A 13,579-nucleotide genomic window follows, 5' to 3' on the forward strand; every position below is an offset into this window, starting at 1 on the left:
GTACTGACGATCAGGCTAGCGGTAGAGTTCGGGGATGTCCACCACGGAGGGGCCGCCCCCGGAGCTGCGCCGGAATCTCACCTACCTGCTCAAGCACGCGCAGCTGCGGATGGTCGAGATCGGCGACGCGGCGGTGGACCCGTACGGCATCAACGGTCGCGAGCTGGGCGGGCTGCTCGCCCTGGCCAGCCACGAGGCGGCCTCCCAGCAGCAGATCGCCCAGCGCCTGGGCATCGACCGCACCACGACGGTCGCGCTGCTGGACGGCCTCGAGCGCAAGGGACTGGTGTCGCGCCGGCCGCATCCCGACGACCGGCGTCGCAACGTGGTCGAGCTGACCGCGGCGGGGCGGGACACGCTCGGCCGGGCCTCCGACGCCCACGACGAGGCCGAACGCACGTTCCTGGCCTCGATCAGCGCGGCGGCCGCGCAGCATCTCAGGGAGTCGCTGCACACACTCGTGACGTCCGACCCGCCCGCTCCGCCGCGGTGATCGAGCGACGCACGGTGGCTGTCGCGGGCCGGATCCGGAGCGAGGGAGCGTCGCTCGACGGTCCCGTCAGGAGGTGACGGTGTCCGGGGCCGGGCTTTCGGCGGGGAACCGTTCGGCGGGGAGGGGCTCCACCGTCGTGACGGGGGTGTCCAGGCCCTTCGGGAGCGGGCGCGGCAGGTGCGACAGCGGGTGGCGCAGCCACAGCATCGGGCTGAACCCGCCCGCGGACATCGCCGCGGTGCTTTCCTCGGTGCGCTTGGTCAGTCCCAGCACCATCGCGGCTTTGGCCAGCGGGGACGCGGCCCAGTACTGCGCGGCCGGGCCCGGGCTCGCCGGACCGGTCCAGCCCATCGCCTCCCGCAGCGCGTCCGGTTCCAGCAGGGAGTCGGCGCCCAGTTCGGCACGGGCGAGGGCGGTGGCGGCGGCGTCTTCCGCGCTCGTGGCCGCCGACCGCGACGCGACGCCGTGGAGCTGCGTCGGATGAAATTCGGGCCAGCCCTCACGCAGCGCCTGCAACGCGCTCTCGCTCTGCGCACCGAACGTCAGCGGGTCACCCCACACGGCGGCGGGGGTGCCGATCGCGGCGGCGTAGAACACGGCGGTGCTCAGGCGGTTCGACGACAGCCGGCTCGCGTTCCCGGCCAGGTGCATGATCCGCAGCAGGAACGCGGGGTCGTCCCGGCGGCCGGCCGTGACCAGGCGGTGCCCGGCGGCGGCCCACGCGGAGGTGATCTCCGGGTCGGTCATGTCCTCGGAGTGCAGGCACACCGTGGACGGCCCGTCGACGTCGGCGACCTGCGCCGCGAGCTCCCGGTGTGCCCCCGTGACCCGGACCAGCCGGGTGCCGTGGAACGGGACGAACACCGGCCCGAGACGGTCCGAACGCCGCCAGCCCTGCGCCTGCAGGAGCCGCTCCAGATAGAGCACCGGCGCTCCGACGGCGGTGGTCGGCCGGTCCTCGCCGGACGGTGACCAGGCCCGCGAGGAGTGCGACCAGACGAGCAGCCGCCGACGTTTCGGGTCGCGCCCGACCTGCGGGAAGTCCGCGAAGTGCGCGTCGACCGGCGACGTCGCCGTCCAGCCGTGCTGCAGCAACCCGGCGACGTGCCGTGGGCGGGACAGCCCGGCGTAGGCGGCCATCACGGCCGAGTGGCCGTAGTAGTGGTTCTGGATGTCCACGCAGGCTCCGTGTGTCCGGTCGGGGCTGGTGTCCGTCACGTCCCGCGGCCACCGGGTCCCGATCGTATCGACGCCGGTCGCGCGTCCCGGCTGTGCACCCCCGGACGGGGCTTTGCTCTGCACACCTCTACGCGTCCAGGACCCGGACGCATGGGGGTGTGCAGTGCAAAGCGCGGCCCACTGGCCGGCTCACACCGTTCGGAAGGTCCCGCGGGCACCTGCCGCGTCGGGTTCGACCGGCAGGTCGCTACCGTCGCCCGGGTAGTCGCGCACCGCACGGGAAACGAGGCCATGACCGTCGACATCATGCTCCCGTTCTTCGGGGACCCGGACCTGCTGCGCCGGGCCGTGCGCAGCGTGCTCGAGCAGCGCCGCACCGACTGGCGCCTCACCGTCGTCGACGACGGCTACCCCGACGACACGGTCGAGCCCTGGTTCGCGGGTCTGGACGACGAGCGGGTGCGCTACCTCCGCAACCCCGAGCGTCTCGGAGCGCAGCCGAACAACCGCCTGTGCCTGAGCTACGTCGAGCGCGAGTTCTTCGTGATGATGGGCGCCGACGACCTGATGCTCCCGTCCTACCTGGACACCGTGCTGGGCCTGCACGAGTCCGCCCCCGGCTCCGCTGTGGTGCAGCCGGGCGTCGAGGTGATGGACGAGAACGACGCACCGGTCCGCCCGCTGGCCGACCGGGTCAAGGCGATGCTCGCGCCCCGGGGCACCGGTCCGCGCGTCGTGTCCGGCGAGCCGCTCGCGGTGAGCCTGCTGCGCGGGAACTGGCTCTACAACCCGTCGCTGTGCTGGCGGACGAGCGCGATCAAGGAGATCACGATCCCGGAGTCGGCGGACGTGTTCGACCTGGCTCTGCCGCTGGACGTGATCGCCGCCGGCGGGCGGATGGTCGTCGACGACGAGGTGTGCTTCCGCTACCGCCGTCACCGCACCAGCGACTCCGGTTCCGGGGCGCAGGCCGGGAACCGCTTCCCGGAGGAGAAGCGCTTCTTCGCCGCCGAGGCGCAGCGGATGCACGACCGCGGATGGCACAAGGCCGCGGCCGTCGCACGGTGGCACTTCTCCTCGCGCCTCAACGCCGCGGTGCAGATCCCGGGCGCGTTGGCCCGTCGCGACGGGCGTGCGCTGCGGGTGCTGGCCGGTCATACAACCGGCCGGTGAACCGAGCGCTGCCCGGCTCGGCAGATGGGGCTGCCCGGAGGATCCGAGTAAGAAGGCGTGATCGTCGCCAAATCTGCTGATCCCGACGGTCGGTGTGGGCGTTCGGGCTAACAAGGGACTGCCGGTCAGGCGATTGCTGGTCAACTGACCGCTATCCGAGATGGGCCGACGATGACCTCGACCGTTCCTCCCCAGCAGCCGACACGTAGGCCCGATGCGACCGGACCCGCCGTCTCGACGGCCGCGCCGGACGACGCCACCAGTGCGATGACGATCGTGCCGCAGCAGCGATCCGCGCCATTCGTTCCCGGAGCGACGCAGGCACCCGCATCGGGTCCGGGGTCCGTGCGGATTTCCGGTCTTGTGCCGTCGGCACCGGCTCACGCGGCACGACCCGGCGCCGGCCTCATCGGTGCAGTGGCGGCGGGGGTGCTCGCGATTCTGGGCGTTGCAGCGGCGATCGCGATCGGATTCGCGACGACCGGTACCTCCCCGGCTCCTGTCGCGACACCCGTCGCACCGCCGGCCCCCTCGACGTCGCAGCTGCTGGCCCAGTGGCGCGATGGCGGCGGCTTGCAGCACCTGACCACCATCAGCGGTGACCTCACCTCGGTGGGAGAGGCGGCGAGCCGCTACGACGTCTCCGGCATGATGTCCGCCTGCTACTCGCTCCAGAACGACATCGAGTCGGCCCAGGCGTTCACACCGGTCCCGGATGTACAGGTGCAGTCGTCGTGGTCCGCAGCGCTGGCGAGTGGTGCCCGTTCGGCGGCGTACTGCGTGGCGGGTGCCCAGCAGCTCGACCCTGATCTGATCAACATGTCGACAACCGAGATGAACGACATGACCAGCCACCTGGACGACGCCACTGCGCGTCTGAACAGCATCAACGGAATTTGACGTCCACGCCGGAGATCGGGCATCCCGGTGTGCTGCGGTTCGAGCGATGAGAGTGGCGGCGGACCGATGAGTTGTACTCGTTCCGCCGGTCACATCGATATGGCTAACGAGACGACAACCCGGACCACCCTCAACAACATCGGCGTGGTGATGTTCACCGTCGCCGACCAGGACGCCGCGCTGGCGTTCTACACCGGCACCCTCGGTTTCGAGGTTCGCGGCGACACGAGCTTCGGCGAGAACGGCGAGTACCGCTGGCTGGAGGTGGCCCCGCCCGGCTCGACCGCGCGACTGGCGCTGAACCCGCCGATGTTCGACTCGCCCGGCGGCTCCGCGATCGGTGTGGAGAGCTCGGACGCCCTCGCCGAGCACGCTCGTCTCAGCGCGATCGACGGCATCGACATCGACCCGGCGCCGGAGAAGACCCCCGGCGCGCCGCTGATGTTCATGCTGCGCGACCCGGACGGAAACGTGATCACGGTCGTCGAGCCCTGACCCCGGGGTCCGGAGCAGGGCCGGGCTATGTCGAGATCGCCCGGCCGGCTCCGACCGATCGGTGACGGCGCCGAACGGGCGCCCACACCGACGAGGGGACCACCGTGGACTTCGACCGCCACTGCACCGAGATCGTCACCCAGACCGGGCTGTTGCGGGCGTCCCTGCCCGGCGTGGACCAGCGCGCGCCCGTCCCGTCCTGCCCGGGCTGGGACGTCAACGCGCTGCTGCGCCACGTCGGGGAGGCGCACCGCTGGATCGGGGCGACGGTCGCCGTCCCGTCCGACACCCCGCCGCCCCAGGACGCCGTCCGGCAGGTCACCGGGCACACCGACACCGACCCGGTGGCCCTGGGTGACTGGCTCGCCGACGGCGCCGAGCAGCTCGCGGCGACGCTGCGCAGGGCCGGCCCGGACGGTCCGGCGTGGACCCCGATCCCGGACGGCCTCGCCACGGCGACGTTCCACGCCCGCCGGATGGCGCACGAGACCGTGATGCATCGTGCCGACGCCCAGCTCGTGATCGGCGCCGAGTTCGACCTGGCCGACGACGTCGCCGCCGACGGCATCGACGAGTGGTGTGAGCTCGGCAGCCTGCCGATGATGTTCGACGTGCACCCCGAGCAGCGCGAGCTGCTCGGACCCGGCCGGACGATCCTGCTCGACGGCGGCGAGGGCGGCCGCTGGATGATGGACATGACCGGGGCCCGGCTCGACTTCGGCCGCACCACCGGCGACGAGACGGCCACGACCACCGTCCGAGGCCCGGTCACCGACCTGCTCCTGATGATCTTCCGGCGAAAGGCCCCGGGCGATCTCGACGTGACGGTCGAGGGCGACTCCGACCTGCTCCGGTTCTGGCTGGACCGCGTCTCTTTCGCCTGACGGCTCCGGCACCTACCCGACCGGCGGCACGTCCGGCCGCACGACGACGGTGAACGGGCCGACGTCGCGTCGCACGAACGCCGGGTCCTCGAACAGGCGCGGATCGAACACGACGGCCTCGGTGCGGGCGCCGCCGGCCGGGAAGCGGTCGTAGCTCACGCCCATCCGCAGCTCACCGGCCCCGCCGCGGCTGAACACGAACACCGACGGCGGCCGCGCGGGCCCAGAGTCGAGTGCGGCCAGCAGGTCAAGCGGCGTCGGCGACGTCGCCCACCGCTTGACCTCCTCGGTGCGGGCCGGGAAGTCGGCCAGCGGGTTCGCGTACTGGGCACTCGTGGCCTGGTAGGACCAGTACGGCCGGTAGGTCAGCGGGGCGTAGGTGTTGCTCAGCACGACGACCTGGTCGGCCGGGCGGCCGGTGAGCGCGTCGATCGTCGACGTCAGCTCGCCGTTCCAGGCGCCGGCCTCGGTGTCGACGCGGGTGCCGTTCGGCTTCGTCCCGTCCGGGTAGTAGTCGCCGTTCTGCGCCGAGGTGGACCACGAGTAGGTCTCGGGGACCGTCTGCACCTGCGCGACGACGGCGGCCGCGGCCAGCACGGCGACCAGCGCCGGCATCCGGGCGCCCAGCTCGCGGCCGGGGAACCGGGCCCGCGCGACCCGCACCCCGTCCGCGGCCAGTCCGACCGCGCCGCAGGCCAGCGCCGTACCGATGACCGGCTCGATCCGGAACGAGAGCAGCGTCGTGTCCGCGGCGAGGGCGAACGTGGACAGCAGGTACCAGGCGTAGCCGCACGCGACGGTCCAGCCCAGCGCCCGCGCCACCTGGTCGCGGCGGAACCGCAGCACGATCCACACCGTCCCGGCCAGCGACAGCCCGCCGAGCGCGGTCGCCTCCAGCATCGGCAGCGGGAACGTCGACCCGGTCTGGGCCAGGAACCTCTGCGCCGCGTCGCCGCCGGCCCGCGCCCCGCCGAGGCGGGCCAGCAGGTACGGGGTCCAGTTCAGCAGGAGCAACGGCAGCGCGACGAGCAGCAGCACTCCGGCGCTGCGGAGCAGGGCGAGGGCGTAGCGGCCGCGCGCCTCCCGGGTCCGGACCAGGCCGTCGACGACGATCACGACCAGGACGAGCCCGAGGAAGTAGAACATCTGGGTGTGGGTCACCCCGGCGACGCCGGCGATCAGCCCGAGCACCACCGCCGAACCGGCCCACCGTCTTTCGGGCTCGCGCGCCGCGTCGGCCAGGCGCAGTCCGAGGACCGCGGCCGGCGCGATCAGGGCGGCGGTCAGCCACGAGTACGGCGTGTAGGGCGCGAGGGCGAGCCCGACCAGCACCGTCGCGGTCGCGAAGCCGAGCGCGCGCAGGCGCCCGGAGATCGCCGACCACAGGACGTGGGCGAGCACGCCGGTCAGCGCCATCGTGGCGATCGCGAACGGCTTGTAGAACGCCCACGCCTCCACCCCGAACAGGTCCGCGAGCCGCCCGCCGACCCAGAACCAGGCCGTCGGGTAGTAGGGCGGGATGTCGGCGTAGGCGAAGTCGGCCGGGCGGGCGGAGTCGGCGAAGCGGGTCAGGAACTGCACCCGGAACGACTGGTCCCCGGAGACCCCGAACAGGTAGTGCCGGGTGTTCGCCAGCAGCAGCGCCAGGGGAGCCGTGGACAGCGCGGAGAGCCCGATCCAGGCCAGCGGCGCGGTCAGCGTCGGACGACGGCGGTGCGCCAGCCCGGCCAGCGCCAGCAGCACCGCGACGACGAACCCGGACGCCGCCGTCAGCGCCAGCCCGACGTTCGTCCCGGCCGGGATCGGCAGCCGCGCCACCACGAGCTGGATCGCGGCGCTGACCCCCACCGCGACCACCGCGGCGACGGGCAGCTCACCGGCCACGCGCCACACCGAGGGGCCACGGGCGGGCCTGTCCCGGGTGCGCTCCCAGCCGGGGGGTACCTCGGACACGGTGACGGGTCCCGTCACCCCGGCTGCTGTCCCACGGGCGTCCGCTTGCGGGCCACCACGAGGAACGCCTTCGAGATCGCCCACAGGGCGGGGAACCGACGCAGCGCCGCGACCCCGAGCGTGTAGATCTTCGACCCGCCGCCCTCGGCCAGCGACACGTCACCGGGGACGGTGAACGTCGCCTCCAGCTCGGGCCGTTGGGCGAGCAGCTTGCGCATCCGGATGTACCCGGGCGCGTAGCTGGCATCGGTGTAGTCGTGGCCGCGCTTCGTCAGGCGCAGGTAGCGGTTGGCCAGCGGCACCGGCATCCAGCTCAGGAACGGCAGCGCGTAGTGCGCCTCGATCGGCCACAGCTTGTTCGGCACGAGGATGTAGGCGACCCCGCCCGGGCGCAGCGCGTTCGCGATCCGCTCCAGGGCGTCCGGCTGGGCGTCGAGGTGCTCGAGCACGTTGTCCAGCACGGCGACGTCGAAACGCTCGCGGTCGTCGAAGTCGTTGATCGACTGGGTGCGGAACGTGAAGTTCGGGGCCTCCTCGGCCGCGAGCCGGTTCGCCTCCTCGGCCAGCGCCCCGTTCGGCTCGATCCCGACCACCGTGCGGCACAGCTTGCCCAGCTCCAGCGCGGTGTAGCCGTACCCGCAGCCGACGTCGACGACGTCGCACTCGGAGAAGGGCTTGTCCAGGAACGGCCCGGTCGTCAGCGCGATCTGCTTGGCGAACCCGGTGGCCAGCCGCCGTCGCTCGACCATCCGCAGGGTGGTCCGTTCGTACTCCGGCAGTGCGTCCAAACCGGGGTTCTCCTCACTCATGAGTCGGTGGGCTCGACCGGGCCGCTGCAGGCGGTGATCCGGTAGAGCGCGTTCACGCCGTCGTCGGCCATCAGCTCGAAGCCGGGGACGGGGCTGATGTCCTGCAGCCCGGGGTAGCTCCGGGCGGCCCCGTTCCAGGGCCAGAACGTCGTCGGTCCGTCGATCACGTAGCCGGTGCCGGTCGCGAGGACGGCGGGACAGACGGTCGGGTCGGTGGTCACGTCGCGCAGGTGCGCGGCGAGCGTCTTCTGGTCCGGCGTCCAGGCCCCGGTCATGTGCGGGAACAGCACCTCCCGGCCGGTCAGCGGGTAGAGCAGGACGCTGCCGGTGAACGGGTTCGCCGCGACGACGGCGTCGGACGGCAGCAGGTCGCCGACCTGTTGCAGGAACTCGCGCTGCCCCGGAGCGAGCAGCTCCGAGCCCGGGTTCTGGTACGGCCCGGCGAGCACCTTGGCGTGCGTGTTCTCGCTCATCCCGCCGGAGACCACCACGGCCCCGACCAGCAGGGCCCCGGCGAGCAGCCCGGGGAGGATCTTCGGCGACGGCACCGGCAGCGCGGCCACCGCACGCCGGGCGAGCCCGGCCAGGCCGAGCGTCCCGACCACGGCCAGCGCGACGCCGGTGACCGGCACCATCGCGGCGAGGCGGTACGAGTCGTTGTACCAGGCACCGGTGATCGCGGCGGCGAACGTCGTCTCCGACGCCGCGGCCTGCACGTAGAGGAACCCGGAGAGCAGGTGCGCCGGGACCAGCCAGCTCGTCGAGGCCCGGCGCAGCGCGAACACGATCCCGACGAGCACCAGGACCGACACCGTCCACGACTCGGGACGGTTGTTGGTGGCTCCGAACGCGACGTCGAAGACCGCCTCTCCCGGTTCGGAGAACGCCCCCCAGTCGAAGCTGCGCACCCCGGCCAGCAGCGGCGAGGCGACCATCACCCACACGACCGTCCACACCACGGCGACGGACCCGGCGAGCGCCAGCAGCGGCACCCAGAACGAACGGGTGAACAGGCGCCGCCGGATCAGCCCGGTCACCCACCAGACGGTGGGGAACAGGGCGAGCGCGACGAGGCTGAACACGCTGTTCGGATGGGCCAGGGCGAGCGTCGGGACCGCGATGACGAGCACCACCGCGGCCCCCGGCCGTCCCAGCTGGGAGTCCTTCGCCAGCCCGAACAGCGTGACGACGGCGGCCAGCGCGGCCGGCAGCAGCGCCACGCCGAGCAGGTTCGGCCACAGCACGCCGAACGACATCAGCGCCCAGGGGAACGCGGTGAACCCGACGGCCAGCACCGGCGTCGCCAGCGCGGCGCCGACTGAGGGCCCGGCGACCTGGCGGACCAGGAACAGCGACGACATCGGGAACACGACGACGGCGACGGCCAGCGCCGTCGCGTTCGTCGCCACCGGCACACCGGCGCCGGGTACCGACAGGGCCGTCAGCGAGACCAGGTCGTGCCACGCGGCGGGGTAGAGGGCGGTGGAGAGTGCCGGGTTGGTCAGCGTCCCGATGTGCAGCGACGACGCGTTGCCGGTGCGGAGGATCTCGGCGACGGCGCTGTAGTGGAAGACCGCGTCGTAGGTCTGCGACAGCCCGTCGACGGGCCCGAAGCCGTGCACGACGGTGAGCCAGCCGAGGACGGCCGCGGCGGCGGCACCGGCGGTCGCGGCCGCGCCGACCAGCCAGGGGGCGCGGCCCGCGGAGGCCCGCGCCCGCGCCGCCGCGTTCGGCCAGACCTGCGGGACGGCCATCGTGGACAGGCCGTCGACGGCGTCCGGGAGCCGGGCGAACATGCCCTGCGGCGTGCGCAGCCGGACGTAGAACACCCGCCAGCGCCGCCAGGCCAGGGTCGCCGGACCGACCGGCCGGTCGCGGCGCGGGAACAGCCGGACCTTCAGCTCACGCGCGCCGAGCACGACGGCCGCGCCCAGCAGCGCCGACACGAGCGGGACCCACACACCCCATGGGATCCCGAGGAAACCGGCGACGACGGCCGGGATCGCCGTGACGGCGACCGACAGCAGCGGTGCGGCGCCCCAGGCGGCGAGGTTGCGGAGCCCGGCCGCGTACGCGATGAGCAGACCCGGTCCGAGTGCCCAGAACCCGGCGAGCAGGACGGCGGGCACCGCGGACAGCCAGGACATGGCGCGGCCGCCTCCTTCCCCGGCAGCCGGGCCCGGTCGGGCGAGAATGGGTCACCGCATGCGAGCGCCGATGACGCTGCGGAGCATACCGACGGGCACCGACGATCCGGCGGGTGCCGCACGGGCGCGACCGGGTGGAATCCCCGCGCGGCCGCTCAGGAACCGATCGCGGTGGTCGGATCGCAGGCGGTGATCCGGTAGAGCCCGCGCTGTGCGTCCCCGGCCATCCGCTCGAACCCGGGTGCGGTGTCGAGCCCGTCGAGGCCCGGGAACCCGCCGGACAGCGGGTTCCAGGACCACAGCGTGGGCGGCCCGGTGATCGCGTACCGGACGTCGGTGGCGGCCAGCGCAGCGCACACCGCCGGGTCGGTCGCGGCGTCGCGCAGGTGCCAGGCGATCATCTCCTGCTCCGGCGTCCAGACGCCGGTGAGGTGCGGGAACAGCACCCGGCGGTCGGTCAGCGCCCACAGCATCGCGTTGCCGGCCCACGGGTTCTGCGCGACGACGGCGTCGGCCGGCAGCATCTCGCCGGCGCGTTCGAGGAACTCCTCCTGGCCCGGTTCGAGCAGCGCGTCGGCGGGGTAGCGGTAGATCGAGGCGAGCTGGTCGGTGTGCGAGTTCTGGTAGAGGCCGCCGGAGAACAGGACCAGCGCCGCGACGCCGAGCGCGACGAGGACGGCCGGGCGGGGGTGGCGCAGCCACCCGGTCTCCGGGGACGCGGCGATCGCCCGGCGGATGAGCCCGGCCAGGGCGAGCACGCCGAGCACGGCCAGCGGGACGGCGGTGATCGGGACCATCGCGGCCAGGCGGGGCGAGTCGTTGTACCAGACGCCGGTCCAGAACGAGGAGGACGAGCTCGCCGCGATCACGTAGAGCAGGCCGGTGATCACGTACGTGGCCGTCAGCCACCCGGTGCGGCGCACCGCCACGACGGCCCCGACGACGACCAGGATCGAGATCGCCCACGCCTCGGAGTTGCCGTTGGGCGAGTTGGTCGCGACGCTGAGCAGCCCCTGCGGCCACGTCTCGACGGGGTCCCAGGTGTAGCTGCGGACACCGGCGAGCAGTTCGGAGCGGAACATCAGCCAGGCCACCGCGCCGGTCATGGCCACCGCGGCCACGGTGGCGGCGAGGGCGGTGAACGCCCTCGTCCAGGTCGGCCGGCGCACCCGCGCACGGACGAACGCGGCCAGTGCCCACAGCATCGGGCAGAGCGCGACGACGGCGAGGCCGAACACGGCGTTCGGGTGCGAGAGCCCGAGGGTCGCCAGGCCGACGCCGGCCAGGACGACGGCACCGCCGCGTTCCAGCGTGCTGTGGCGGGCGCGGCAGGCGAACGTCACGACCATGGCGAGCACGGCCGGCATCAGGGAGACCCCGATCAGGTTCGGCCACAGCGCTCCGTAGGTGACCAGCGTCCACGGGAACGCGACGAAGCCGAGCGAGATCACCGGCGTGGCCAGCGCGGCGCCCGCGGAACGCCCCACCACCTGGCGCACCAGGAGCAGGCACGACAGCGGCCAGACGACCAGCACGACGGCGAGCACCGTCATGTTCGAGCCGGTCACCACACCCGGGACGCCGGCGTAGGGCGCGACCAGCGAGACCATGCCGTGCCAGGCGCTGGGGTAGAACGCCGAGTCGGCCGCGGACACCAGCCTTCCGACGTCGAGCGAGGACGCGTCACCGGTGTCGAGGATCCGGGCGACGGCGTTGTAGTGGAAGTTCACGTCGAAGCTCTGCGACACCGCGTCCGGGCGCCCCATCCCGCCGACCGAGGAGATCCAGCCGAGGACGACGGCGACGACCATTCCCGCGGTCGCGGCGACGGCGGCGAACCGCCCGTCCGGCGGCCGGGGGTCCGTGACAGGGGCCCCGCGCCATCGACGCACCAGGTACCGACCGCCGAGAGCGACGCCGGCGAGGAGCACCGAGGCCACGCCCGGGACGTGGGCACCCCAGCGGACGCCGAGCTCGCCGGCCGCCACGGCGGACATCGAGACGATGCCGACCGAGAGCAATGGTGCAGTGCCCCACGCGACGATCCCGCGCAGGCCCGACGCCAGCGCGACGAGCAGGCCGGGTCCCAGGACCCAGAACACGGCCACGAGCATCACGGGTACGGCGGCGAGCCAGCTCATGACGGTCCGACTCCTTCTGCCCGGGGCGGGTCCGGCCCGCAGGTGGTGGGCGGCCGCGCATCCGTCACCGGGCGCGACCGGTGACCCCACCAGGATAGCGACGCCGGGGACGGCGGTCGGGCCGCGTCGAGGCCGGGGGTGCGAGGCCGTCGTCACGGCGCGTCTACCCTCAGGGGTCGTGACCTTCGATGGATACGACCTCGTCGTCGTCGGCTCCGGATTCTTCGGGCTGACCGTGGCCGAGCGGGCCGCCGCCGCGCAGGAGGACGGCGGTCTGGGCAAGAAGGTGCTGGTCCTGGAGCGGCGCAGTCACATCGGCGGTAACGCCTACTCCGAGGCCGAGCCCGAGACCGGCATCGAGATCCACCGCTACGGCGCGCATTTGTTCCACACCTCGAACAAGCGGGTGTGGGACTACGTGAACCGGTTCACCGCGTTCACCGGCTACCAGCACCGGGTGTTCGCGAAGGTCGGCGAGCAGGTCTACGCGTTCCCGATGAACCTGGCGCTGATCAACCAGTTCTTCGGCCGGTCGCACTCGCCGGACGAGGCCCGCGCGCTGATCGCCGAGCAGTCGTCCGAGGTGGACACGAAGAGCGCGGCGAACCTCGAGGAGAAGGCGATCTCGCTGGTCGGGCGCCCGCTCTACGAGGCGTTCGTCAAGGGCTACACGGCCAAGCAGTGGCAGACGGACCCGACCGAGCTCGACGCGTCGATCATCACGCGGCTCCCGGTCCGGTACTCGTTCGACAACCGCTATTTCAACGACACCTACGAGGGACTGCCGGTCGACGGCTACACCGCGTGGCTCGAGAAGATGGCCGACAACGAGAACATCGACGTCCGCCTCGACACCGACTACTTCGCCGTCCGCGACGACATCCCGGCCGGCGTCCCGGTCGTCTACACCGGTCCGCTGGACGCCTACTTCGGCAACAGCGAGGGCGAGCTCGGCTGGCGGACGCTGGACTTCGAGCTCTCGGTCGAGCCGACCGGCGACTTCCAGGGCACCTCGGTGGTCAACTACAACGACCAGGACGTGCCGTTCACGCGGATCCTGGAGTTCCGGCACATGCACCCGGAGCGGGACTACCCCAAGGACAAGACGGTCATCGTCCGCGAGTACTCGCGCTTCGCCGAGTCCGGCGACGAGCCGTACTACCCGATCAACACCCCCGAGGACCGCGCCAAGCTGGAGCGATACCGGGATCTGGCCCGCAAGGAGACCGCGAACCGCAACGTGGTGTTCGGCGGACGTCTGGGCACCTACAAGTACCTGGATATGCACATGGCGATCGGCTCCGCGCTGACGCTGTTCGAGAACCGTCTCGTCCCGCACTTCACCGAGGGCAAGGCGCTCTCGGGCACCGAGTCGGAGGACTGAGCCCGGGCGCCCGGACCGGGC

11 protein-coding genes are annotated in these 13,579 nt (G+C 72.6%); 6 read left to right on the forward strand and 5 right to left on the reverse strand.

The window, feature by feature from the left end; translation table 11 throughout:
* Positions 1-34: 34 nt before the first annotated feature.
* Positions 35-493, forward strand: coding sequence for a MarR family winged helix-turn-helix transcriptional regulator (locus tag EV383_RS00840; protein WP_130288130.1), 459 nt, complete (start codon positions 35-37; stop codon positions 491-493).
* 66 nt (positions 494-559) lie between these two features.
* Here EV383_RS00840 and EV383_RS00845 read toward each other — a convergent pair whose 3' ends face one another.
* On the reverse strand, positions 560-1,672 hold the full coding sequence (locus EV383_RS00845) for a hypothetical protein (RefSeq protein ID WP_207223394.1): 1,113 nt from the start codon (positions 1,670-1,672) through the stop codon (positions 560-562).
* Between the two features lie 291 nt (positions 1,673-1,963).
* Between EV383_RS00845 and EV383_RS00850 the strand changes: the two genes are divergently transcribed.
* The 4 genes from EV383_RS00850 (at position 1,964) to EV383_RS00865 (ending at position 5,124) form a co-directional block, all read left to right on the forward strand.
* Positions 1,964-2,845 carry a glycosyltransferase family 2 protein gene (locus EV383_RS00850; RefSeq protein WP_130288131.1) on the forward strand — a complete coding sequence of 294 codons (882 nt, stop codon included), beginning with the start codon at positions 1,964-1,966 and terminating at the stop codon, positions 2,843-2,845.
* A gap of 171 nt (positions 2,846-3,016) precedes the next feature.
* Complete coding sequence (locus tag EV383_RS00855) at positions 3,017-3,745, forward strand: hypothetical protein (RefSeq protein ID WP_130288132.1); 729 nt, start codon at positions 3,017-3,019, stop codon at positions 3,743-3,745.
* 99 nt (positions 3,746-3,844) lie between these two features.
* Positions 3,845-4,240 carry a VOC family protein gene (locus tag EV383_RS00860; protein WP_130288133.1) on the forward strand — a complete coding sequence of 132 codons (396 nt, stop codon included), beginning with the start codon at positions 3,845-3,847 and terminating at the stop codon, positions 4,238-4,240.
* 104 nt (positions 4,241-4,344) lie between these two features.
* Positions 4,345-5,124, forward strand: a complete 780-nt coding sequence (locus tag EV383_RS00865; RefSeq protein ID WP_130288134.1) for a maleylpyruvate isomerase N-terminal domain-containing protein — start codon at positions 4,345-4,347, stop codon at positions 5,122-5,124.
* A 12-nt stretch (positions 5,125-5,136) separates the two neighbouring features.
* On the opposite strand, the gene EV383_RS00870 is transcribed toward EV383_RS00865, so the two are convergent.
* From EV383_RS00870 to EV383_RS00885, 4 genes are all read right to left on the reverse strand, one after another.
* Positions 5,137-7,077 carry an arabinofuranosyltransferase gene (locus EV383_RS00870; RefSeq protein ID WP_165438187.1) on the reverse strand — a complete coding sequence of 647 codons (1,941 nt, stop codon included), beginning with the start codon at positions 7,075-7,077 and terminating at the stop codon, positions 5,137-5,139.
* Between the two features lie 14 nt (positions 7,078-7,091).
* On the reverse strand, positions 7,092-7,865 hold the full coding sequence (locus EV383_RS00875) for a class I SAM-dependent methyltransferase (RefSeq protein ID WP_165438188.1): 774 nt from the start codon (positions 7,863-7,865) through the stop codon (positions 7,092-7,094).
* Between the two features lie 17 nt (positions 7,866-7,882).
* Positions 7,883-10,033 carry a DUF6541 family protein gene (locus tag EV383_RS00880; RefSeq protein ID WP_130288137.1) on the reverse strand — a complete coding sequence of 717 codons (2,151 nt, stop codon included), beginning with the start codon at positions 10,031-10,033 and terminating at the stop codon, positions 7,883-7,885.
* A 155-nt stretch (positions 10,034-10,188) separates the two neighbouring features.
* A complete protein-coding gene (locus EV383_RS00885; RefSeq protein WP_130288138.1) occupies positions 10,189-12,174 on the reverse strand; it encodes a DUF6541 family protein in 1,986 nt (661 codons plus the stop codon).
* Between the two features lie 178 nt (positions 12,175-12,352).
* Here EV383_RS00885 and glf point away from each other — a divergent pair, with 178 nt between their 5' ends.
* Positions 12,353-13,558, forward strand: coding sequence for a UDP-galactopyranose mutase (gene glf, locus EV383_RS00890; RefSeq protein ID WP_207223395.1), 1,206 nt, complete (start codon positions 12,353-12,355; stop codon positions 13,556-13,558).
* Positions 13,559-13,579: the final 21 nt, after the last annotated feature.

This window comes from Pseudonocardia sediminis, assembly GCF_004217185.1.
Lineage (GTDB): Bacteria > Actinomycetota > Actinomycetes > Mycobacteriales > Pseudonocardiaceae > Pseudonocardia > Pseudonocardia sediminis.